Genomic DNA, 21,986 nt, shown 5'->3' with positions numbered 1-21,986 from the left:
CCACGATCCACCGGGTCATGTGTCCGACTCTAGCGCCAGATCGGGTCGCGGGCTCAGTTCCAGGGCGTCCCCGGCGAGCGGCTCGGCGTTGAGCAGATCGGTCAGCCAGCCGTGCCCGGGCAGCCGGCCGTGCGGCTCGATGTCGATCCACGGGCGCAGCACGAAGGCGCGCAGGTGGGCCCGGGGGTGCGGCAGGATCAGCTCGGGGTCGTCGCGGAGCACCGGCTCGCCGGCGTCGTCCCAGACCGCGATCACGTCCACGTCCAGCGTGCGCGGCCCGTACCGTCGTTGCGGGTCGCGGTCGCGCCCGGCCGCCGCCTCCGCGGCCCGGGCGCGGGCCAGCCAGTCCTCCGGCGCCGCCGCCGGGTCCGCGACCATCACCGCGGCGTTCAGGTACGCGGGCTGGTCGGCGTCCCCCCACGGTGGAGTCTCGTAGACGCCGGAGACCACGAGCACCCGGTCGCCGAACGCGGCCACCGCGCCGCGCAGGTGGCCGAGGCGGTCGCCCAGGTTGCTGCCGATCGACAGCACGGCCCGGGTCATCGGGTACGCCTCATCGTGACGGCGACGTCCCGGAAGGCGTGCGGGATCGGGGCCTCCGGCTTGTGCACAGTCACCGTGGCGGCGGCCACCAGCGGCTCGGCCAGGCAGACCGCGAGCAGCCGGTCGGCGAGCGTCTCGATGAGGTTCACCGGCTCGCCGGTGATCACCGCGACCAGGCGTTCGGCCAGTTCGCCGTAGTGCACGGTGTCGGTCACCTCGTCCGAGCGCGCGGCCGGGCCCAGGTCCAGTTCGAGCACCGCGTCGACCACGAACTCCTGCCCCTGGGCGCGCTCGAAGTCGTAGACGCCGTGGCGGCCGTGCGCCCGCAGGCCGGTCAGCTCGATCCGGTCGCTCATCTGTCGCCTCCGCTCGTGCCGGTGGCCGCTTCCGCCGGCCGGGTACCGCCCATGGCCGCTGCGGTCCGCGGCGCTGTCGCTTGCCGTGGGCCGGTCGCGGTGGCGAGCCGGGGGCTGCCGGTGGCACGCCAGACGGCGAGCGCGTCGGCGGTGCCGCGCACGTCGTGCACGCGTACCCCCCAGGCGCCGGCCGCGACGGCGAGCACGCTCGTCGCGACGGTCGCGGCCTCCCGCCCGGCGGTGGGGCGGGGTTCGCCGGCCGGGTCGGCGAGCAGCCGGCCCAGGTAGGACTTGCGGCTGGCCCCGAACAGCACCGGGAAGCCCAGGTCGACCAGCTCGGGCAGGCGGGCGCTCAGCGCCCAGTTGTGCGCGGCGGTCTTCGCGAAGCCCAGGCCCGGGTCCACGATGATCCGGTCGGCGGCCACCCCGGCGGCGAGCGCGGCGTCGACGCGCCGGCTCAGCTCGTCCCGGACCTCGGCCACCACGTCGGTGTAGGTGGCCAGCTCCCGCATCCCCCGCGAGTGCCCCCGCCAGTGCATGAGCACCCAGGGGCAGCCGGCGTCGCGGACCACCCGGGCCATGTCCGGGTCGGCGAGGCCGCCGGAGACGTCGTTGACCACGTACGCGCCGGCGGCGAGGACCGCCTCGGCGACCCGGGCGCGGCTGGTGTCGATGCTGACGAGGATGCCGGCGGCGCTCAGCTCGCGGACCACGGGCAGCACCCGGGCGGTCTCCGTCTCCGCGTCGACCCGCTCGGCGCCGGGCCGGGTGGACTCGCCACCCACGTCGATCAGGTCGGCGCCTTCCCCGCGCAGTCGCACCCCGTGTGCGACTGCCGCGTCCAGATCGGCGTATCTGCCGCCGTCGGAGAAGGAGTCGGGCGTGACGTTGAGGACGCCCATCACCACCGGGGTCTCCGCCCGTACCAGATCGGTCACGGACCCGACAGTACCGTTCGCCGGCAGGGCTTCCGGCCACCGGGCGAGCGCCCGACGCGGCACCCCTGACGTGCGCATTGGAACAGGTGTACGATCGGTCATCCGGGCCGTCGGGGGTCGACTCTTCACGGCTTGTCGCAAAGGTGGCCGGGCCGTACGCTTTGGAATTGCCCAGCATCGAGATGGCGAAGCCTGGAGGGAGGGCCGAAGCGGGAAGAATCCCCCCAAAACTCACCACTCTGCGTGGTGGGTGACGGACTCAGCGTTGACGGCGCTGTCTCTGACGAGCACCATCCCGCCAGGCTTGCCTACTTGCACCAACGCGGCGCCGCCGGCCGCGACCTTGGGGAGGTTTCCAGTGATCGCCATCGAGCTCATGGCAACGGCGTCCAGTGCCGTGGACCACGCGCTCCACACCCTGGCGTCGACTCCACTCGCCGAGCCGGCACCGAAGGGCATCGACACCGACAACGTCGTCACCTTCTTCGCCAGCAAGATCGCGCCGATCCTGCTCGCGGTCCTCGGGGTGATCTTCATCGGCCGGGCCAGCCGGGGTGAGATCTCCAAGGTGCTGACCAGCTCGGCCATCGCCATCATCGGCCTGGCCTTCATCGCCGGAGCGGCAACACTCTTCTTCGTCGGCGACTACCTGATCAACCTGATCTTCGAGTAGGGCGCTGGGCGACGATGCGGCTGCGCACCGACGACGACATCTACCGGGCACGCCTCGTCTACCTGGGGCCGCCCGGGTACACCCTTCCCGTCCACCTGCCGTACGCCCAGTACGGCCTGTTCATGCTGCTCGTACCCCTCTACATGTTCATCCACTGGTTGTTCACGCTCCAGGTCGAGCTGTTCCCCGCCTGGGAGATCTCGCTGGCGATCGTGACGACCTCGTTCATCTTCCGGTACGTCGACCCGGACCGGCCCGCGCGCATGGTCATCCGGACCGCGCTGACCGACTGGCGACGCACCCGGGAACCGGCCACCGAGCAGCGGGATCCGCGGCTCGTCGCGAGCCGGATCAGGATCCGGGAGGAACTGGCATGACCGGGCGTACGACAACCGTGCAGACGAACGACGCGGGTGAGGCGGTCGCATGAGTCGCTCTTCCACGCCGGGTTCCCCGGCCGGGCGCCCGGCCGGGCCCAACGGTAACCGTGCGCGATCGTTCGACTACCCACCGGACGAGGATCTGGACGAGGTCGTCCTCGACAGCGCGCTCGTCACCAGCCCCGGGCACAGCCGCGTCGGCGTGTTCCAGCCGCCGCGACCGATGACCCCGCGCGAGCCGGTACGCCCCGACGGCGACATCGACTCGCCCTTCCTCGACCTGTTCGGCGGTGCGCAGCCCCGCCGGCGGCCCGCCGCGTCCACGCCGCCCGCACCGGTCGAGCCGGTGGTGGCGCCACCCCGCCGCGGCGTCGGCCGCGAGCCCCTGCCGATCCCGCACCAGCCCGCCGTGCCGGTCGAGCCGGCGCCCCGGGCCGAGCCGGAACCGCCGGTCCGCGAGCAGACCCCTGGGGTACGCGCGGTCGGGCGCCCCCGGCCCGAGCCCGTGCACGCCGCGCCGCTGCCGGTCGAGCCGCCCCTGCCCGACCCGCCGGCCGCGCTCGCCCCGCCGCCGCCGTCGCGTAGCCGGGTTCCGCAGCAGACCGGTGACCGGCTGCCCGCTCTCCGCCCCCCGGCCGAGCCCGAGCCGGCGCTCCCGCCGCCCCCGCAGATCCCCGCCCCCGCGCCCGCCGAATACCGGGAGCCGGATCTCGCTGCGGCGGACCCGCTCGCGGCCGGCGCGGCGCCGTCGCGGGAGGTCGGCCGTCCGGCGCACCGCGAGGTGACGCCGCCCCGGCAGCGCACGCCGGAACGCCGCAACCGGCCGACCAAGCCGGTCCGGGTCCGCGCCCCGAAGATCAAGTTCGGCGACCGGGATCCCTCGGTCGAGCTGGCCATCACCGAGATCGCCGGGCACCTCACCTTCACCCCCAACACCGTCACCGCCTGGTACTGGCTGCCCGAGGTGCGGTGGGCGTTCCGGCCGGACGCCGAACGCGAGGCCCTGCTCTCGGCGATCTCCGAGCAGTACGCCGGACTCGCCGGGTTCCGGCTGCACCTGCGCCGCACCACCCGGCCCTTCCCGGCCGACGAGTGGGCCCGCACCATCGACGCGCACACCGCCGCGCCGCTGCCCGACGTACCGGGCACCACCGGCTGGGCCGACCACCTGGTCGCCGCCCAGCGGCACCTGATGGCGGTCAACCACGCCGAGGGCCAGACCTACCTCGGTGTCACGTTCGCCCGCCGGTCGCTCGGCGACTCGCTCACCGAACGACTCCTGCGCACGTTCGGCCGGGGCACCGCCGACGGCGAGCGGCGCCGGCTGAGCCGTACCGTCGAGCAGTTCGACGAGGTCCTCGGCGCGTTCGGCATGCGCGGGCGCCGGGTCACCGCACCCGAGCTGGAATGGCTGCTCTACCGCTCGGTGGCGCTGTGCATGGCCCCGCCCGGCGTCCTGTCCCCGATCACCAACGGCCGGTGGGAACGCGGCGACCTGCTGGCCCTCACCGAGCAGGTCGAGCGCTACCGCACCCCGTACGGCTCGACGGTGAAGCTGGTCAACCGGATGACCGGCGAGGAACGCCATGTCGCCGTGCTCGCGGTCGGCCGGATGGAGCCGCTGGAGATCCCCGAGCGGCACGAGCCCTGGCTGCACTTCCACGAGCGCCTGCCGTGGCCGATGGAGCTGTCCACCCGCGTCGACATCCTCGGCCCCAACGACTCCTTCCGGAACCTCGAACACCGGCTCCGGATGATCCGCTCCCAGCAGCTCGACTACGCCGAGCACGGCATCGACGCCCCGCCCGAGCTGGAACGGCTGGCCAAGCGCGCGCTGGTGATCGGCGACGAGATGACCACCGGTCTGCCCGTCGACTCGGCCCGGGCACACGGCTGGCACCGGATCGCGGTCGGCGGGCGTACCCGGGAGGAGTGCCTGGAACGGGCCCGGCGGCTCATCCAGCTCTACTCCCGCGAGCTGCGGATCTCGCTCCAGCACCCGAAGAACCAGGACTGGCTGGCCCGCGAGTTCATCCCCGGCGAGCCGATCGCCAACACCGGCTACGTCCGACGGATGCCGGTCAACCTGCTCGCTGCCGCGCTGCCCCAGGCCGCGTCCACAGTCGGCGACCGGCGCGGCGACCTGATCGGGCGGACCGCCGGCACCTGCCGCCGGCCGGTCTTCCTCGACCTGCACTTCCCGATGGAGGTACGCGAGCGCTCCGGCCTCGCCGTCTTCGTCGCAGAACCCGGCGGTGGCAAGTCGACGCTGCTCGGCGCGCTCGGCTACCTGGCCGCGCGCCGCGGCGTGCAGGTGACGCTGCTCGACCCGTCCGGCCCACTGGCCCGCCTCTGCGCCATGCCCGAACTGGCTCCGTACTCCCGGGTGCTCAACCTGACCGGCTCGGAACAGGGCACGCTCGCGCCGTACGCGCTGATCCCGACGCCGCTGCGCAGCGAGTTCGGCGCCGGTCCGGCGGGCGACCGCGAGTTCGAGATCGCCGTGTCGAACGCCCGCGCCGAGCGCCGGATGCTGGTGCAGGACATCTGCATGATGCTGGTGCCGCCGCAGGTGGCCCGGGAGGCGTCCACCGCCACGCTGTTCCGGCACGCCGTACGCCAGGTGCCGGCCGAGGAGACCTCCACGCTCGACGACGTGGTGACCTGCCTCCAGGGGCTCGACGACGACGCCGGGCGCGAACTGGCGCACCTGCTGCTCGACACCGCCGAGATGCCGCTGGCCATGCTCTTCTTCGGCCGGCCGCCGGAAGGGCTGCTCGGCGCCGACGCCGCGCTCACCGTCATCACCATGGCCGGTCTGCGGCTCCCCGACCTCAAGATCGAGCGGGAGTACTGGTCGGCCGAGGAGGCGCTCGCGCTGCCGATGCTGCACACCGCGCACCGGCTCGCCGTACGCCGCTGCTACGGCGGGTCGATGTCCTCCCGGAAGCTGGTCGGCCTCGACGAGGCGCACTTCATGGAGGGCTGGCGGTCCGGGCGCTCGTTCCTGGTGCGGCTCGCCCGCGACTCCCGCAAGTGGAACCTGGCAGCGCTCGTCGCGTCGCAGAACCCGAAGGACATCCTCGGACTCGACGTGCAGAACCTCGTCTCCACCGTCTTCGTCGGCCGGATCGCCGAGGACAGCGAGATCGCCTCCGAGGCGCTGCGCCTGCTGCGGGTGCCTGTCGACGACGGTTACGAGGCCACACTCGCCTCCCTCTCCCAGGCGGACAGCGGATCGGCCAACCGGCTCGGCTTCCGCGAGTTCGTCATGCGCGACGTCGACGGGCGCGTGCAGAAGGTCCGGGTCGACGTGTCGTACGTCGACGGGCTGCTGGAGCACCTGGACACCACCCCCGCCGCGGTCGCCCAGGCCGCCGGGATACTGCCGACCGTCCTGGCTGATCTGGAGGCGTGACATGGCGAGGGCCCGGGCACGGATCGCGGCGCTCCTCCTCGCGCTCGGCGTACTCGCCGGGGCCACGATCTCCTGGCCGGTGATCGGGGCGGCCACACCCGCGTACGCCGCCGCGCCGGTCACCCAGGCGCGGGCCGAGCTGTGCACCACCAAGGAGTGGCAGGCCGACTTCCGGTCCTGCGTCGGCAGGCTCAAGGCGGTCAGCGAGGACCAGGTCGAGTGCCGCAACGCGCCGGTGCCCGCCGCGCCGGACTCGGGCCTGGCCGGCTGGTTCGCGTCCCGGCCCGACTCGGCGAAGGAGCCCGGCCCGAAGGGCCTCTACAGCGACTACGGGTACGCCGGGTACAGCTACAACACGTACGACATCGACGGCGGCTGCGCTTCCTCCGTGCTGCATCCGGACTACCGCTTCACGACGATGGTCGCCAACGGCGAGTTCATGTTCGCCAACGCGGTGATCGGTGCCTCGAACGCGCTGCGCGAGCGCGCCTGGGATCCGCGGACGATGTGGAGCTGGGCCGACCCGCTGGTGGAGCAGGCCACGAAGGCCGTCTACCAGAAGGTGTTCAGCGTCTTCGGCATCATCACCGTGTGCGTGGTCGGCCTCTACCTGCTCTGGCGGTCCCGCCAGTCGGACATGAGCAACGCGATGACCACCGCGGGCTGGGCGCTGCTGGTGATGGTGGCGGTGACCGCGCTGGCCGCATGGCCCGTCAAGTCCGCGAACATCGCCGACAACACGCTGATCAGCACTCTGGGCGTGGTGCACGACGCGGTCGGCCCCTCCTCCAAGACCGTCCCGCCGGACAAGTGCGCGCTGCCGAACCCGAGTGCCTGTGTCGACAAGCGGCCACCCGCCGTGCGTGCCAGCGACACGGCGACCGAGACGATGCTCTACCGGAACTGGCTGCGCGGTGTGCTCGGTTCGGCGGACAGCGAGACCGCGAAGAAGTACGGCCCGGCCCTGTACGACGCCAAGTCCCTCACCTGGGAGGAGTCGGAGAAGCTCCGCCAGAACCCGGCAACCCGCGAGGGCACGATCAAGGCCAAGCAACAGCAGTGGGCCCGTGTCGCCCAGCAGATCGAGACCGAGGACCCGGAGGCGTACGAGTACCTCAAGGGCACCAAGGACATGGACCGGATCGGCGCCGGTTTCATCGCGGTGCTGGCCTCGGTGTTGTTCGCCATGTTCGACCTCACCGCGTCGCTGCTGGTGCTGCTCGGCTTCCTGATCTTCCGCTGGGCGGTGATCGCCGCGCCGATCCTCGGCACTGTTGGCCTGATGCGCCCGGCCAGCGCCGGCCTCCGGCGGCTGGCGAACGCGGTGGTCGCCGCCGTCTTCAACATCGCCATCTTCGGCACCGGCGCGGCCATCTACCTCTTCGCCGTCGACCTGATCATGAACACCGCCACGCTGCCCGGCTGGCTCCAGGTGGTCCTGGTCTGGCTCTGCGGTGTGGTCGGCTGGTTGCTGCTGCGGCCGTACCGCCGGATCACCCAGCTCGGCGGCAAGGACAGCAGCGAGGCGGTCAGCTCGGCCGGCTCCTGGCACCGCCGGTTCTTCCGGGACATGCGCATCGCCGCACGGCTGGACGTGGCCGAGCCCGGCGGCACCAACGAACCGGCGATCGGCAAGCGCCGCACCGTCACGGCCGACCAGCGCAGCCTCCGGCCGGAGGCCCGGCACGAGGATCCGGCGCACAGCGCCACACCCGCCGAGCGGGAACGGCCGGACGGGCGGGAAAGGCCGGAAGAGGCGCCCGCGAGCGGACGGCCGGGTGAGCGTCCCGGCGGCACTCCCCGCCCCCGGCGCGCACAGTCGACCTGGACCGAGCCGGACGTGCCGGAGGAGGCGCCCTCCTACGCCGTCTACCGGCCGGACTCGGCGGGCCGCGGCACCGCACCGGCCCGGCCGGCGCCGCGCATCCGCTCCGAGGCCCGGTGAGTCCGGTGCGACGCGCGCTGGAATTCCTCTTCACCCGGATCCTCCGGTCCCGGATCGGGGTCGCCCTCATGATCGCCGTGCTGGTCTTCGGTGTGATCGGCGCGGCCCGCCTCGTCGCCGGACCCGGCGATCCGGGCCTCGGCCTGACCAGCCGCCCCACCCAGCCGATCAGCACCGCGGACCCGGAGGCCGGTGACGACGGCGTACTCGCCAGCCCGCCGACTGCGGTCGCCCCGAAGACCCGGCCGGGCGAGGACACGCCGGAGCAGGTCGCCGGTCGCTTCACCACCGCGTGGCTGAGCGGCCCGGGCAGCAGCGGCGACGCGTGGCAGACCCGCCTGCGGCCGCTCTCCACCCCGGCGCTGGCCGAGAAGATGACTGATGCCGACCCGGAGACAGTGCCCGCACGGAAGACCACTGGTGCCCCGACGCTCCGGCCCCGCACCGAGTCCTTCGTGGAGGCGGTGGTTCCGCTGGACAACGGCACGCTCCGGCTCGAACTCGTCGCACCGGACGGACCCTGGCTGGTGGACGCGATCGACTGGGAGCGGTCGTGACCGCCGGCCCGGCCGTCGCCGGACAGGTCCGCCGGAAGCTGCGCCTGGGCGTGGTCGCCACCGTCGTCACGAGCGTGCTCGCCCTGCTCTGCTGCGTCGGCGGGGCCGGCGCCTTCCTCCTCACCGAACTCGGCGGCGACGAGGACGACCCGAAGCTCGCGGCCCTGAACTGCGACCCCGCCTACCAGGTGAACCTGACCGGCGACATGCCGCGCTTCGCCGAGTACGGCGAGCGTCAGCTGCGCAACGCCGCGGTCATCATCAAGGTTGGCCAGGACATGAAGCTTCCCGCCCGCGGCTGGGTGATCGCGCTGGCCACCGCGATGCAGGAATCAGCGCTGCGCAACCTCGCCAACAGCACGGTGCCGGCGTCGCTCGCGCTGCCGCACGAGGGGGTCGGCGCCGACCACGACTCGCTGGGCCTGTTCCAGCAGCGGCCCGGGTGGGGCAGCGTCGAGCAGCGGATGACGCCCTCGTACGCGGCCCGCAAGTTCTACCAGAAGATGGAGAAGGTGCCGGACTGGCAGCAGCGCCCGCTCACTGTGGTCGCCCAGAAAGTCCAGGTCAGCGCCTACCCCGACGCCTACGCCAAGCACGAGGAACTGGCCGGAGCCATCGTCGACGCGCTGGCCGGCGGCGCCGCCCGGACCGTGGAGATCGCCGGCAAGGCGGTGTGCGACGCCGCGGCTGGAGACCGGATCGCCGCCTCCGGCTGGACCGCGCCGCTGCCCGGCGGTGTGGTCTCCGGTTTCCGCACCACGGCCCGCCCCAGCCACCACGGCGTGGACCTGGCCGCCTCGAAGGGCACGCCGATCCACGCCGCCTCGGCGGGCCGGGTGCTGGTGGCCCGCTGCGACCCCGACCGCTCCGGGCGGCGGGACTGCGACCGGGACGGCTGGCCGAACAAGGGCGGCTGCGGATGGTTCGTGGACATCCTGCATGCCGGCGGATTCATCACCCGCTACTGCCACATGGTCGAACGACCTCGCGTGGTGCCGGGTCAGGCGGTCGAGGCGGGCGAGGTCATCGGGATCTCCGGCAGCAGCGGCAACTCGTCCGGCCCGCACCTCCACTTCGAGGTGCACAAGAACGGCGACCGGTCCAGCAACGGGGCGGAGAACCCGGTGCCCTTCATGCGCAAGCGGGGCGCGCCCCTCGGCGAGACCGGGTGAGGCCGGGCGGATGAGCAACCCCCTGCCCGACCCGTTCGCCGACCGGCCCGACTGGGCGCCGCTGCCGCCCCGGCCGGTGGAGACAGTGCCCGCCACCGGCGGCACCGAGCTGCGCGGCCGCCGCGTGCTCATCGGCCTGCCCGGCCTCGGCTGGCGTGGCGACCTGCGGGCCGACGAGCGGGTGGTGCAGGGCAGCCGCACCTACGTACCGGTGATCCCGGAACACGAGTGGTACCGGGCCGAGGCCGAGCAGGTGGAGGTGTTCGCGCCGCTGGTACCTGTGGAACGGGTCTGGGTGGAGACCATCGGTGAGCGGCGGCCGGCTGCCGGGGCGAGCGCCCCGGGTCTCCGGCTGGTCTCGCTGGACGTGCCGGAACGCCGGCCACCCACGCCGGTGTTCGAGGCCGACGCGGTGACCGGGCGGCGCGTGGTGCACGTGGACAACGGCGTGGAACGACGCGACCTGCGTGCCGTCACCGAGACCTACTCCGGCGCGGACGGCGACATCTGCGTGCGGGTGGCCCCGGAACTGGAGTGGTACCGATGGGCATGGCGCGGCCAGGCGCCGACCACGTTGGAGGTGCCGGTGCACCTGCTCTGGCTGGAGTAGCCGGGAGTCAGTCGGCGCGCTGCGCCGAGCAGACGCCCCAGCCGTCGTCGCGTCTCGTCTCGAAACGCCACCTCTGCCGCTCACTCTGCGTGATGCCCTCGACGGAGGCGGAGATGATGAGGTCGACCTCGACCACCGCGACCTCGCCGGACTCCTGAACGGCCAGCGGGCCCCAGCTCACCGAGATCGTCGTGTTGAAGCGCTGCTCCCGGGCCGCAAGGTCGTCGCGAAGCGCACGCAATGCGTCAGCGTCCACCCTTCCAGCGCAGTCGAACTCCTCGGCTTTCGTGTCGTTGCGGTCCACGAGGAAGGCTCGGAGATAGTTGTCCACCACGACGTCGGGGGCGCTTCGGTCCGGGGCGGTCGCGCGGTCGTACAGCACGAACCCGACCACACCGCCCACGGTGCACAGCACCGCCAGCACCCCCGCGACGACAGCGAGCACTGTGCGCACCGGACGCTTGGGTCGCACCGGGGCGGGAGCGGGCGCGAGGGGCGCCAACTGCTCCGGCGGGGTCCGCTGCGCCGGTACTCGGGACACCTGGGAACCGGCGGGGGGCTGCACTGATTCCACCTCCTGAGGCTATCGGCTGCGCGTCGCGTACCCAATGCCTGGAACCGGCGGATCGTGGCGAACCGCCGGGCGGACGCCGACCGGCGGCGGGGTGAGGCTGCTCACCGCCGACCAGCTCACCGCGCCGACCGACATCCCGGTGGACGGCCGCCGCCTGGGTTACCGTCACACCTCGGGGAGGACATGTCGGCCTCGGAAAGAGAGGTGGACGCGGTGGCGACTCCGAAGGCGCGCGCCGGCCGGGCCGCCGCGCTGCACCGCCGGGCCGAGGCCGCCGCGACGGCGGCGGCGGGCATCCTCGACGAGATCCGGCCCGCGCCGGCCGACCACCACCGGCAGTACGAGCTGGCCGAGCGCCTGCGGGCGGCTGCAGAAGTAGCTGCGCCGGGTTGGGCCGGCGGACCGCTGGAGTCGCTGAGCGCGACGACGCCTCCCGGTGACGGCCTGCCGCCGCTGGTCCGGGTGGGCACCGCGGCGCCGCTCGACGACGCCCGCTTCCCCGCGCTGGTGCCGTTGCTCGGCAGCGGCCATGTGAGCCTCGACGCCGACGCCTCCGACGCCCGGGTGGCCGGGCTGCTCCGCGCGCTGCTGCTGCGCATGTTCGCCGCGACCCCGGCGGGCGCGCTGCTGGCCCGCGCGGTCGACGACGGTTCCGGTGCGACGTTCGCCGGGTACGCGCCGCTCGCCGACGCCGGCCTGCTGCCACCGCCCGCCACCGACCTCGCCGGGATGCGTGCGGTGCTGGCCGAGGCGGAGCAGTGGGTGGCGGCCGGAACGGCCCGGCAGCGCGGGCACGACCGGACGCTGCTGCTCGTGGTGGCCGCGCTGCCCGACGGTACGACCACCGCCGACCTGGACCGGCTCGCCGGACTGGCCGAGGGCGGGCCGCGCGCCGGGCTGCATCTGGTGCTCGCCGGCTGGCCGGACGGCAGTCCGCTGCCGCGCGCCACCCCGGTCACGGTCCGCACCGCGTACGCGCTGGTCGGCGACCCGCCCGGCGCCGGCTTCAGCAGTCCCGGCGCCGAGCCGCCGGTCGGCTTGAACTCGCCCGTGTTCCTCGACGAGGATCCACCCGCCGATCTGGTCGCGGACGTGTGCGCGCGGTTGGCCCGGCAGATCGAGGACGGCTCCCGCCTCTCGCTGCGTGACCTGCTGCCGGCCGACGGCTTCTGGACGGCCGGCTCGGCCGACGGACTGAGCACCACTGTGGGTGACGCCGCCGGGCGCCCGGTCAGCCTGGGCTTCACCGAGCTGACGCCGCACTGGCTGGTGAGCGGCCGGGGTCAGGCGGGCCGGTCGGCGTTCCTGACCGACGCACTGTTCGGCCTCGCCGCCCGGTACGGCCCGGACGAGCTGGCGCTCTACCTCGCCGACCTGGCCGACGGCGAGTCGTTCGTGGAGTTCCTCCAGACCGAGCGGGACCGTTCCTGGGTGCCGCAGGTGCGCGCCACCGGGATGGCGGCCGACCGGGAGTACGTGGCCGACCTGTTCGGCGAGCTGGAGGCGGAGCTGCGCCGCCGCGAGGAGGCGTCCCGGCGGGCCGGTGGGCAGCGCTACGCCGAGCTGCGCCAGCACCAGCCGCTCCCACGCATCGTCTGCGTGGTCGACAACTTCCCGCTGGCGCTGCGCGAGCGGGACCGGCTCGCCGCCGACCTGCTGGCCCGGCTGGACGCGCTCGCCCGCGCCGGCCGGTCGTACGGGATACACCTGGTGCTGGCCGGCGAGGGTGACCTGGGCATCGGCGGCCCACGTGACCCGCTGCTCGGCCAGTTCCCGGTGCGGGTGGCGCTGCCCGGCGGCTCGGCGGTGCTGGAACCGGCGAACGACTCGGCGGCCGGGCTGCCGGTGGGCAGCGCGGTGGTGAACACGGCGGGTGGCCTGGGCGGTCCGCGCGGCGCGACCCGGGGGCACGAGCGGATGATCCGTTTCCCGGATCCGTACGAGGATCCCGCGGTCCTGACCGACCTGCGGCGACGGCTCTGGGAGGCGCGGGGCGAGTCGGCGACGCCGCCTGTGGTCTTCGCCGGGTACGCCCGCCCGCTGCTCGCCAACGATCCGCGGCACCGGGCCGCGCTCGCCGGCCGGGCCCACGCGCCCGCCGCGTTGCTGGGCCGGGCGGTGGACGTGCGGCGGTCCACTGTGACGGTGCCGCTGGGGCCGGGCGCGGGGCGGAACCTGGCCGTCCTGGGGCGGGACGAGGAGGCCGAGCGGCTGCTGGTCACGGCGGTACGCAGCGCGGCGGCAGCGCATCCGGGAGCGGCCCGGTTCGTGCTGGCGCCGCTGGCGAACGGCTCGGCCGAGCCTGCCGGGGTGCTCGCCGCCGAGCTGGCCGGACGCCACCGGGTGGAGACCGTCGACGCGGCCGGGCTGCGGACCGCTATGGAGTCGGACGAGCCGGGCTATCTCGTCGTGTTCGGGCTGGACGTGCCGGACGCCACCGAGCTGCCGCCGGACCTGCTGCGGACGCTGCTGCTGGAGGGCCCGCCGGCCGGTCGGCACCTGCTCGGCTGGTGGCGGACACCGGCACCGCTGGCCGGACTGCTCGGTCCGGAGGGCGAGGTGGACAAGCTCACCGCCGTGGCGGTCACCGACGTGCCGGGCGGCCGGCTGGAGCAGCTCTTCGACCGTCCGGTCTGGTGGCGGCCCCGCCCGGGTCGCGCGGTGCTCTGGGACGGCCCTGATGAGCAGGGCACGGTCTTCGTGCCGTTCGGCACGGCCGAAGTGGCGACCGCGCGGGTCGAGCCGGACCCGCGGGCGGCGGAGCGCACCGGGGAGGGGGCCGCATGAGCGAGACCGGCACGACCGTACCGGGGCCCCGCGCGGGTGGGCCGACCACAGTGGCGGACCCTGCCGAGTCGGCCTGGGCGGAGTACGTCGCCGCCGCGCGGGCGCTCGACGGCGTACGCCGGGCGGCGGCCACCGCCGCCGGGGAGCAGGCGCGGTCGGTGGCCGCGGCCCGCGAGGAGCTGACAGCGGTACGGGAACGGCTGGCGCCGCAGCAGTCCCGGCTGCGTGAGCTGGGCGTACCGGCGATGTCGCTGGTCCCGACGCCGCCGGAGGTGACCGAGGCGGCCCGGTCGATGGCGGGCGGGCCGTCGGCGGTGCTGGCGGCGCTGCGCGCGGCCGGGGACTGGGCGGACGCGGCGGACGACACGTTGAGCGCGCGCGGCCTGCCGCGGCTCGCCCGGTGGCCGGCCCGGCCCCGCAACCTTTTGGTGTACGGGCCGCTGGCGCTCGTGGTGCCGCTGCTCCAGTTGCTGTTGTACGCGATCGCCGGCCCGGGGCCGGTGACGGTGCTGGCGCTGCTCGTGGGGCTGCCGCTGCCGGCTGTCGCGTTCATGCTGGGCTGGCTCGCGGTGGGACGCGTCTTCCGCCCGCGGCCCACCGACCGGGTGGACCGGACGCCCCGCTTCGGCGCCCTGGTCTGCCTGGTCCCGGCGGTGCTCACCGCCGCCGGTCTGTTGCTCGCCATGCTGTCCGACTGACGACGGCCGCGCCTCCCGGGCGGGAGTACGCGGCCGTCGGTGCCGGTCGAGGTCAGCGGGCCATGATCAGTGCCATCGCCTCGGCCCGCGACTTCGCGTCGTTCTGCAGTCCGCCGCGCACGGCGGACGTGATGGTCTTCGCGCCCGACTTCTGGATGCCGCGCATCGCCATGCACATGTGCTCGCACTCCAGCACCACGATCACGCCGCGCGGGGCGAGGCTGGACATCAGCAGGTCGGCGATCTGCGAGGTGAGCCGCTCCTGCACCTGCGGTCGGCGGGCGAACACCTCGACCAGCCGGGCCAGCTTGGACAGGCCGGTGATCCGGCCGTCCGGGCCGGGGATGTAGCCGATGTGCGCGCTGCCCCGGAACGGCAGCAGGTGGTGCTCGCAGAGGCTCATCACGTCGATGTCCCGGACGAGCACCAGCTCCTCGTGGTTGGCCTCGAACGTGGTGCGGAGCACCTGCGCGGGGTCGACCCGCAGGCCGGCGAAGAGTTCGGCGTACGCGCGGGCGACCCGGGCGGGCGTCTGCTGGAGGCCGTCACGGTCCGGGTCCTCGCCGACAGCGATGAGGATCTCGCGGACCGCCTTCTCGATCCGGGCGAGGTCGACGCTGTCCTCCACCGGGCCACCGGTGAGCTTGCCGCTGATCAGGCGCGCGGCCACGTAGTCGAGCGCGTCGTCCCCGTCGGGCTCGGTCGCGGAGACGGCCGACTCCCTGTGGTGGGAGCCGGCCGTCGTCGGATCGCTGTTCAGTGCGTACCGTCCGAGTTGTTGCTGGAACCACCGATCGAGGCGGCGGCGTCGGCGCGGGACTGCGCTGCCAGCGCCTCCTTCTCGGCCGGCGTGAGCACCGGCGGCTCGGTGGAGGGCAGACGCTTGCCGAAGCCGTGGTACGGCGCCATCGGCGGGCGCTTGACCACCCGCGCGCAGATCCGGGCCATGTCGGCGGTGGAGAGCGTCTCCTTCTCCATCAGCTCCAGGACCATGTTGTCCAGGACGTCCCGGTATTCCACCAGGATCTCCCAGGCCTCGTCGTGGGCCAGCTCGATCAGCGCGCGCATCTCGCCGTCGATCTCGGCGGCCACCGCGTCGGAGTAGTCCCGCTCGTGGCCCATGTTGCGGCCGAGGAACGGCTCGTCGCCGCTGGTGCCGTACTTGATCGCACCGAGCTTGGAGCTCATGCCGTACTGCGTGATCATCGCGCGGGCCAGCTGCGTGGCCTTCTCGATGTCGTTGCCGGCGCCGGTGGTCGGCTCGTGGAAGACCAGTTCCTCGGCCGCCCGGCCACCCAGCGCGTACGCCAGGGTGTCGATCATCTCGGCCCGGGTCTGGGTGTACTTGTCCTCCGTCGGGAGGACGAGCGTGTGACCCAGCGAGCGACCCCGGGACAGGATGGTCACCTTGTGCACCGGCGCGGCGTGCGGCAGCGCCCAGGCGACCAGCGCGTGCCCACCCTCGTGGTACGCGGTGATCTTCTTCTCCTGGTCGCTCATCACCCGGGTCCGGCGCTGCGGGCCGGCGATCACCCGGTCGATCGACTCCTCCAGGGAGTCGTTGGTGATCGCCCGCTGCTCCTTACGAGCGGTGAGCAGCGCGGCCTCGTTGATCACGTTGGCCAGGTCGGCGCCGCTGAAGCCCGGGGTACGCCGGGCGACCGCGTCGAGGTCGACGTCGGGCGTGAACGGCTTGCCCTTGGCGTGCACCCGCAGGATGGCCTTGCGGCCCTCCATGTCGGGGGCGTCGACCGGGATCTGCCTGTCGAACCGGCCCGGGCGCAGCAGCGCCGGGTCGAGGATGTCCGGCCGGTTGGTGGCGGCGATCAGGATGACGCCGCCCTTGGTGTCGAAGCCGTCCATCTCGACCAGCAGCTGGTTGAGCGTCTGCTCCCGCTCGTCGTGACCGCCGCCCATGCCGGCGCCACGGTGGCGGCCGACCGCGTCGATCTCGTCGACGAAGACGATCGCCGGGGCGTTCGACTTGGCCTGCTCGAACAGGTCGCGGACGCGGCTGGCGCCGACACCGACGAACATCTCGACGAAGTCGGAGCCGGAGATGGAGTAGAAGGGCACCCCGGCCTCGCCGGCGACCGCGCGGGCCAGCAGCGTCTTACCGGTACCGGGCGGGCCGAACAGCAGCACGCCCTTCGGGATCTTGGCGCCCAGGGCCTGGTATTTCGCCGGGTTCTGCAGGAAGTCCTTGATCTCGTGCAGTTCCTCGACGGCCTCGTCCGCACCCGCGACATCAGCGAAGGTGGTCTTCGGCGTGTCCTTGGTGATCATCTTCGCCTTGGACTTGCCGAAGTTGAGCACCCGGGAGCCGCCGCCCTGCATCTGCGACATGAAGAACAGCAGCAGGAGCACGAGCAGCGCGATGGGAAGCAGGTTGACCAGCAGGCTGACCCAGATGCTGTCCGACGACACCTTGGTGTCGACCGGGCCGGTGATGCGGTCCGCCGCCTCGGCCTCGCGTACCTGGTTCCAGACCTGGCCGCCGACCTCGTACGGGAACTGCGCCTCGATCTTGTCAGTGGTGGTGTCGCCGTCGAACTTGGCCTTGTCCTTCAGGTCGAGCTGGAGCGTCTGCTCCTTGTCCTGGAAGACGACCTTCTCGATGCCACCCTTGTTGAGCTGGTCGAGCGCGACGGACGTGTCCACCCGGTGGTAGCTGGGACCAGCGGTGAACAGTTGACTGAGCACAACGGCGCCGAGGATGACCAGGATGATCCAGACCACCGGTCGGCGGAAGAAACGCGTACGTTCCATGCTGTAGTCGGGTGCCGAGGCGCCCGCATCCTCCTGATCGACGTCCTGACCGTCTGAATGGTGTCGCCGCCTTGAGCGGCGGCCGGGGCCGCCGTGCGGGCCGGCCCGACCCCCGGGGCACGCAAACTGCCGCACCACGGTCATTCGACGGTACACCGTACGCGCGACGAGTGAGCTTGCGAGCCCGGCACTTACGCGTAGGGCGAACCCGGGTTTGAGCCGGCGTGGCGGGGAGCTCCCACCCGGCCCGCCCACACCGCACGGTCACGCGGTTCGAGGGGCCGGGCGTGGAGGGTGCCTCCACGTCACCGGTCCCTACCGTAGACCGGAAGACTGAGAGCCCGCTGAATGTCAGCTGACGAAGGGCTCGGCAAACCCTCAGGCCCGCGCGTACACCTCGGGCTTGAGCACCCCGACGTAGGGCACCTCGCGGTACCGCTCGCCGAAGTCGAGCCCGTAGCCCACGACGAACTCGGTGGGGATGTCGAACCCGACGTACTTGACCGGGACCTGCACCTTGACCGCGTCCGGCTTGCGGAACAGCGCGACCACCTCGACGCTCGCCGCGGAGCGCGATTCCAGGTAGCGCAGCAGCCAGGACAGCGTCAGGCCGGAGTCGACGATGTCCTCGACGACCACCACGTGGCGGCCGGCGATGTCCCGGTCCAGGTCCTTGAGGATGCGGACCACGCCGGACGAGGTGGTGCCCTGGCCGTAGGACGAGACGGCCATGAACTCCAGCTCGGCGGGCGGGCCCTGGCGGCCCAGCGCACGGGCGAAGTCGGCCATGAACATGACCGCTCCCTTGAGCACACACACGAGCAGCAGGCCGTCCTCGACGTGGGCGTAGTCCGCCGAGACCTGCTTGGCCAGCTCCGCGGTCTTGTCGCGGATCTGCGCCTCCGAGATGATCACGTGGTCGATGTCGGCGTCGTACCAGGAGCCGTCAGCCATGCTCCTAGCCTGCCGTACGCCCCCGCGCCGCCGTCGGCGGGGCCGCCCCTTTTGGCGCGGTCCCGCCGGGGATTTTCGGCGCGAACTGAATAAATCACCTCAGCAGGTACGGGAGCGCCAGCGCTGCCCGTCGTCGCTCGGCTTCCAGTCGGCCGAGTCGCGGGTGTCGGCGGTGAACCCGAAGGCGCTGGCGCCGACGAGAAGGAGCAGGAAGAGCAGGAGCAGCAGAACGGTCATGGCGGCGCTCGCTTTCGCATGGTTGAGACTGTTTTCGCCGCCGGTGCGCACCGGACACCATTGATTCTGCGGGCCACCGACCGATCCGGACAGTGGCAGGAATGTCATCGGGCATCGATTTCCTGCCACCTGTCGGGTTACCCTCGTCACATGCTCCGCTCGGTCGCTGTCATCGCCATGGACCACGTCGCCGCGTTCGAACTCGGCGTGCTCGCCGAGGTCTTCGGCACCGACCGCACCGCCGACGGCTTCCCCGGATACCGGTTCGACGTCTGCACCGCCGACGGCGGCGCGGTCCGCAGCCGCTCCGGGTTCCTGCTCACCCCCACCGCCGGCCTGGGCCCGGTCGAGGACGCCGACCTGGTGGCGGTCCCCGCGCACGCCGACGGCACCCCGGTCCCCGAGCCGGTGCTCGCCGCGCTGCGCCGCGCCGCCGACCGGGGCGCCTGGCTGCTCAGCGTCTGCGCCGGCGCGTTCGTCCTCGGCGAGGCGGGCGTACTAGACGGGCGCGACTGCACCACCCATTGGCGGTACACCGACGAACTCCAGCAGCGCTTCCCGGCCGCCCGGGTCCAGTGCGACTCGCTCTACGTGCAGGACGACCGGCTGCTCACCAGCGCCGGCACCGCCGCCGGCATCGACGCCTGCCTGCATCTGGTACGCCAGGAGCACGGCTCCGCGGTGGCGACCCGGCTGGCCCGCCGGATGGTGGTGCCGCCGCACCGCGACGGCGGCCAGTCGCAGTACGTCGAGGCGCCGATCCCCAAGGCGCCGGAGGCACCCACGCTGGAACCGGTGCTGGAATGGTTGATGGGACACCTGCGGCGACAGGTGACAGTGGACGAGCTGGCGGCGCGCGCCGGGATGGCCCCACGTACGTTCGCCCGCAGGTTCCGCGCCGAGACCGGCACCACCCCGCACGACTGGGTGACCAACCAGCGGGTGCTGCTGGCCCGGCACCTGCTGGAGGACACGTCACTGAGCGTGGAGGGCGTCGCCGAGCAGGCCGGTTTCGGCGACGCGGCGGCGCTGCGGCACCACTTCACCCGTCGCGTGGGCACCACCCCGCTCGCCTACCGCACCACTTTCCGAGACCGCCAGACCACCTGACCCGCCCACACCGCCGGCACCTCTGGAGCGGTGATCAAGGAGTTTGCGGGCTGGGGAGGGCCGGAACGTGACCAAAAGGCCTTGATCAACGGGGGGCAAGGGGGGGCCGCCCGCTCGGGTCAGGGCAGGAGGTGACCCGCGTGGCGGCGTACCTGGTGGTTGCCGGGCAGGTGCACCGGGCCCTGTCCGCGCCACGCCGTGACCAGGGCGTCCAGCGCGGCCACGTGCCTGTGGGACAGCGCGGCCGGCGTCGCGCCCAGCTCGCGGGCCCAGGCGTGCAGCACCCGGGTACGAACGGCGGCCGGCAACTCGGCGAGCCCGGCTACGGACAGCCCACGGTCAGCGGTACGGACGTCGGCGAGCGCGGCGTCGGCGAGCGCGTCGAGCGCGGCGTTGTCGGCCGCGAGCAGCCCGGCGGTCCGGGCCAGGTTGGCCACCACCCCCGGCCCGAGCGCGTCGACGAGTCCCGGCAGCACGTCGGACCGGACCCGGGCCCGGGCGTACGCCGGATCGGCGTTGTGCGGGTCCGCCCACGGGTCGAGCCCGAGCGCTTCGCAGGCGGCCCGGGTGTCGGCGCGCGGGACGTCGAGCAGTGGGCGCAGCAGGGGTACCCCGTCGACGTCGCGCCGCTCCGGCATCCCGGACAGCCCGCGCGGTCCGGCGCCCCGGGCCAGCGCCAGCAGGACTGTCTCGGCCTGGTCGTCGCGCGTGTGCCCGAGCAGCACACCGGCTGCGTCGTAGCGGCGGGCGGCAGCGATCAGCGCCTCGTACCGGGCCTCGCGGGCGGCCGCCTCCGGACCGCCGGGCCGGCCGTCCACGCGTACCGGAAGCACCTCGACCGGGTCGAGCCCTTCGGCGCGGGCCCAGTCGGCGACCGCCTCGGCCCGTTCCGCCGACCCGGCTTGCAGGCCGTGGTCGACCGTCACCAGGCCGGCCTGCCGTCCGAGCCGGGGGGCCACGAACGCGGTGGCGGCGGCGAGCGCGAGCGAGTCGGCCCCGCCGGAGCAGGCCACCAGCACCGGGCCGCCGCCGGGCAGGCCGGTCAGCACCCGGCGGACGGCGAGCCGCACGGCGGCGACGGCGGGAGCGGGCGACGGCGAGCGGCGCGACCGGGCGCCGGAATCCGCCCGGCCCGCGGAAGAAGCCGGACCGAGCGGACCAGCCGAACCGGCCGGATCAGCCGACGGGCGGGGTGGCACCAGCGGGCCCGTGTACGCGTGACACCCAGGCGTCCGGGTCGCCCAGCTCGTCCAGGCGGGGCAGCGTCAGCGGCGACGAGAAGATCTTGTTGAAGCCCTGCATCCCCACCCGGTCGACGACGCCGTGCACGAACTTGCGGCCCTCGGCGTACTGGCGCATCTTGACCTCGATGCCGAGCAGCCGCCGGATCGCCTTCTCCAGCGGGTTGCCGGACTCGCGGCGGCGGTTGAACGCCGCCCGGATCGACTCGACGCTGGGGATGACCTGCGGGCCGACGCCGTCCATCACGAACTCGGCGTGGCCCTCCAGCAGCGTCATCAGCGCGGTCAGCCGGTCCAGCACCGCGCGCTGCGCCGGGGTCTGCACGATGTCCAGCACGCTGGCCCGGCTCTCCGGGTCCTTGACCGCGTCGGAGAGCGTCGCCACGCCGCGGCGGACCCGCTCCAGCAGGTGCTCGCCGCCCTGGGAGGCGTCCACGAACGCCTGCACCTCGCCGAGGAAGTACGCGCGCATCCACGGCACGGCGGTGAACTGGGTGCGGTGGGTCACCTCGTGCAGGCACACCCAGAGCCGGAAGTCACGCGAGTCGGCGCCGAGCTTCCGCTCGACCTCCAGGATGTTCGGGGCCACCAGCAGCAGCTGGCCGGGGTCGCCGGCGAAGACCTCGTACTGGCCGAGCACGCGGCCGGAGAGGTACGCCAGCACGGTGCCGGCCTGCACACCCGTGACCCGGGAGCCGATCGCCTCGGTGAGCGCGCCCGGCCGCTTGTCCCCGGAGAGGCGCTCGACCAGCGGGGAGACCACCTCACGCAGCCCGGCGATGTTCGCCGCCGCCCAGTCCCGGCGGTCGACCACGCGTACCGGCGGGTGCGCGACCTGCGCACGCAGGCCGGTGTAGTCGGCGACGTGACCGGCCGCCTCCTCGGTCAGCCGGCGCAGGTCGCCGACCACGTCGGTGGCCTCGGCGTACGACACCCGGGGGCCCGACTTGCTCAGCGCCCCCGCTGTCGCGGCGGCCAGATCCCAGTCCACGAACTGCGCCATGAACCCACCGTACCCGCGCCG

General features: G+C 73.4%; 20 protein-coding genes. 10 read left to right on the top strand and 10 right to left on the bottom strand.

Annotated elements, in window-relative coordinates; translation table 11 throughout:
- Positions 1 to 15: 15 nt before the first annotated feature.
- The 3 genes from folK to folP are packed head-to-tail and all read right to left on the bottom strand — an operon-like array spanning position 16 to position 1,837.
- On the bottom strand, positions 16 to 543 hold the full coding sequence (gene folK / locus ML5_RS13090; protein WP_013475003.1) for a 2-amino-4-hydroxy-6-hydroxymethyldihydropteridine diphosphokinase: 528 nt from the start codon (positions 541 to 543) through the stop codon (positions 16 to 18).
- A complete protein-coding gene (folB, locus tag ML5_RS13085) occupies positions 540 to 899 on the bottom strand; it encodes a dihydroneopterin aldolase (protein ID WP_013288974.1) in 360 nt (119 codons plus the stop codon). The genes folK and folB overlap by 4 nt, the downstream gene beginning before the upstream one ends.
- Positions 896 to 1,837, bottom strand: coding sequence for a dihydropteroate synthase (gene folP, locus ML5_RS13080; RefSeq protein WP_041784510.1), 942 nt, complete (start codon positions 1,835 to 1,837; stop codon positions 896 to 898). The genes folB and folP overlap by 4 nt, the downstream gene beginning before the upstream one ends.
- Before the next feature lie 358 nt (positions 1,838 to 2,195).
- On the opposite strand from folP, the gene ML5_RS13075 reads away from it, so the two are divergent.
- Genes ML5_RS13075 through ML5_RS13045 form a run of 7 tightly spaced genes read left to right on the top strand, consistent with a single transcriptional unit; the run spans position 2,196 to position 10,592 of the window.
- Positions 2,196 to 2,510, top strand: a complete 315-nt coding sequence (locus ML5_RS13075) for a hypothetical protein (RefSeq protein ID WP_013288976.1) — start codon at positions 2,196 to 2,198, stop codon at positions 2,508 to 2,510.
- Between the two features lie 14 nt (positions 2,511 to 2,524).
- Entirely contained in the window at positions 2,525 to 2,887 is a 363-nt protein-coding gene (locus tag ML5_RS13070; RefSeq protein WP_013288977.1) for a hypothetical protein, read from the top strand.
- 49 nt (positions 2,888 to 2,936) lie between these two features.
- Positions 2,937 to 6,308, top strand: a complete 3,372-nt coding sequence (locus tag ML5_RS13065; protein ID WP_013475001.1) for an ATP-binding protein — start codon at positions 2,937 to 2,939, stop codon at positions 6,306 to 6,308.
- A gap of 1 nt (position 6,309) precedes the next feature.
- Positions 6,310 to 8,253: a hypothetical protein gene (locus tag ML5_RS13060; protein WP_013475000.1), complete on the top strand. Its 1,944-nt coding sequence runs from the start codon at positions 6,310 to 6,312 to the stop codon at positions 8,251 to 8,253.
- On the top strand, positions 8,250 to 8,810 hold the full coding sequence (locus ML5_RS13055; RefSeq protein ID WP_013474999.1) for a hypothetical protein: 561 nt from the start codon (positions 8,250 to 8,252) through the stop codon (positions 8,808 to 8,810). The genes ML5_RS13060 and ML5_RS13055 overlap by 4 nt, the downstream gene beginning before the upstream one ends.
- The gene (locus tag ML5_RS13050) at positions 8,807 to 9,982 is read left to right on the top strand and encodes a M23 family metallopeptidase (protein ID WP_013288981.1); all 1,176 of its coding nucleotides are present in this window, start codon (positions 8,807 to 8,809) and stop codon (positions 9,980 to 9,982) included. The genes ML5_RS13055 and ML5_RS13050 overlap by 4 nt, the downstream gene beginning before the upstream one ends.
- A 10-nt stretch (positions 9,983 to 9,992) precedes the next feature.
- Positions 9,993 to 10,592 carry a hypothetical protein gene (locus ML5_RS13045; protein ID WP_013474998.1) on the top strand — a complete coding sequence of 200 codons (600 nt, stop codon included), beginning with the start codon at positions 9,993 to 9,995 and terminating at the stop codon, positions 10,590 to 10,592.
- A 7-nt stretch (positions 10,593 to 10,599) separates the two neighbouring features.
- Here the strand turns inward: ML5_RS13045 and ML5_RS13040 are convergent, their stop codons facing one another.
- The gene (locus ML5_RS13040) at positions 10,600 to 11,157 is read right to left on the bottom strand and encodes a hypothetical protein (protein WP_013474997.1); all 558 of its coding nucleotides are present in this window, start codon (positions 11,155 to 11,157) and stop codon (positions 10,600 to 10,602) included.
- Between the two features lie 213 nt (positions 11,158 to 11,370).
- Between ML5_RS13040 and ML5_RS13035 the strand changes: the two genes are divergently transcribed.
- Together ML5_RS13035 and ML5_RS13030 are read left to right on the top strand one after the other, a co-directional pair.
- Complete coding sequence (locus ML5_RS13035; RefSeq protein WP_201766742.1) at positions 11,371 to 13,953, top strand: FtsK/SpoIIIE domain-containing protein; 2,583 nt, start codon at positions 11,371 to 11,373, stop codon at positions 13,951 to 13,953.
- On the top strand, positions 13,950 to 14,651 hold the full coding sequence (locus ML5_RS13030) for a hypothetical protein (RefSeq protein WP_013474995.1): 702 nt from the start codon (positions 13,950 to 13,952) through the stop codon (positions 14,649 to 14,651). The genes ML5_RS13035 and ML5_RS13030 overlap by 4 nt, the downstream gene beginning before the upstream one ends.
- Positions 14,652 to 14,703: 52 nt before the next feature.
- Here the strand turns inward: ML5_RS13030 and folE are convergent, their stop codons facing one another.
- The 4 genes from folE to ML5_RS32335 form a co-directional block, all read right to left on the bottom strand.
- Positions 14,704 to 15,321, bottom strand: coding sequence for a GTP cyclohydrolase I FolE (folE, locus tag ML5_RS13025; RefSeq protein WP_013288986.1), 618 nt, complete (start codon positions 15,319 to 15,321; stop codon positions 14,704 to 14,706).
- An 86-nt stretch (positions 15,322 to 15,407) separates the two neighbouring features.
- Positions 15,408 to 17,420 (bottom strand): ATP-dependent zinc metalloprotease FtsH, encoded by a 2,013-nt coding sequence (ftsH, locus tag ML5_RS13020; RefSeq protein WP_013288987.1) that lies wholly within the window; start codon positions 17,418 to 17,420, stop codon positions 15,408 to 15,410.
- 378 nt (positions 17,421 to 17,798) lie between these two features.
- Complete coding sequence (gene hpt / locus ML5_RS13015; protein WP_013288988.1) at positions 17,799 to 18,374, bottom strand: hypoxanthine phosphoribosyltransferase; 576 nt, start codon at positions 18,372 to 18,374, stop codon at positions 17,799 to 17,801.
- 99 nt (positions 18,375 to 18,473) lie between these two features.
- The gene (locus ML5_RS32335) at positions 18,474 to 18,611 is read right to left on the bottom strand and encodes a hypothetical protein (protein WP_018786602.1); all 138 of its coding nucleotides are present in this window, start codon (positions 18,609 to 18,611) and stop codon (positions 18,474 to 18,476) included.
- A 150-nt stretch (positions 18,612 to 18,761) separates the two neighbouring features.
- On the opposite strand from ML5_RS32335, the gene ML5_RS13010 reads away from it, so the two are divergent.
- Positions 18,762 to 19,721, top strand: a complete 960-nt coding sequence (locus ML5_RS13010; RefSeq protein ID WP_013474994.1) for a GlxA family transcriptional regulator — start codon at positions 18,762 to 18,764, stop codon at positions 19,719 to 19,721.
- Between the two features lie 119 nt (positions 19,722 to 19,840).
- Here ML5_RS13010 and tilS read toward each other — a convergent pair whose 3' ends face one another.
- Both tilS and ML5_RS13000 read right to left on the bottom strand, forming a co-directional pair.
- Positions 19,841 to 20,791, bottom strand: coding sequence for a tRNA lysidine(34) synthetase TilS (gene tilS / locus ML5_RS13005; RefSeq protein ID WP_013474993.1), 951 nt, complete (start codon positions 20,789 to 20,791; stop codon positions 19,841 to 19,843).
- 106 nt (positions 20,792 to 20,897) lie between these two features.
- Positions 20,898 to 21,965 (bottom strand): zinc-dependent metalloprotease, encoded by a 1,068-nt coding sequence (locus ML5_RS13000; protein WP_041784509.1) that lies wholly within the window; start codon positions 21,963 to 21,965, stop codon positions 20,898 to 20,900.
- Between the last annotated feature and the right edge of the window lie 21 nt (positions 21,966 to 21,986).

The organism is Micromonospora sp. L5 (assembly GCF_000177655.2).
In the GTDB taxonomy this organism is placed as follows: Bacteria; Actinomycetota; Actinomycetes; order Mycobacteriales; family Micromonosporaceae; genus Micromonospora; species Micromonospora aurantiaca.
The sequence above is the reverse complement of the archived record's forward strand: the minus strand, read 5'-3'. Positions and strand labels throughout refer to the sequence as shown.

Coding starts and splice junctions, on each gene's coding strand:
- folK (WP_013475003.1), bottom strand. CDS start 543: ATGACCCGGGCCGTGCTGTCGATCGGCAGCAACCTGGGCGACCGCCTC.
- folB (WP_013288974.1), bottom strand. CDS start 899: ATGAGCGACCGGATCGAGCTGACCGGCCTGCGGGCGCACGGCCGCCAC.
- ML5_RS13070 (WP_013288977.1), top strand. CDS start 2,525: ATGCGGCTGCGCACCGACGACGACATCTACCGGGCACGCCTCGTCTAC.
- ML5_RS13065 (WP_013475001.1), top strand. CDS start 2,937: ATGAGTCGCTCTTCCACGCCGGGTTCCCCGGCCGGGCGCCCGGCCGGG.
- ML5_RS13060 (WP_013475000.1), top strand. CDS start 6,310: ATGGCGAGGGCCCGGGCACGGATCGCGGCGCTCCTCCTCGCGCTCGGC.
- ML5_RS13045 (WP_013474998.1), top strand. CDS start 9,993: ATGAGCAACCCCCTGCCCGACCCGTTCGCCGACCGGCCCGACTGGGCG.
- ML5_RS13030 (WP_013474995.1), top strand. CDS start 13,950: ATGAGCGAGACCGGCACGACCGTACCGGGGCCCCGCGCGGGTGGGCCG.
- ftsH (WP_013288987.1), bottom strand. CDS start 17,420: ATGGAACGTACGCGTTTCTTCCGCCGACCGGTGGTCTGGATCATCCTG.
- hpt (WP_013288988.1), bottom strand. CDS start 18,374: ATGGCTGACGGCTCCTGGTACGACGCCGACATCGACCACGTGATCATC.
- ML5_RS32335 (WP_018786602.1), bottom strand. CDS start 18,611: ATGACCGTTCTGCTGCTCCTGCTCTTCCTGCTCCTTCTCGTCGGCGCC.
- ML5_RS13010 (WP_013474994.1), top strand. CDS start 18,762: ATGCTCCGCTCGGTCGCTGTCATCGCCATGGACCACGTCGCCGCGTTC.
- ML5_RS13000 (WP_041784509.1), bottom strand. CDS start 21,965: ATGGCGCAGTTCGTGGACTGGGATCTGGCCGCCGCGACAGCGGGGGCG.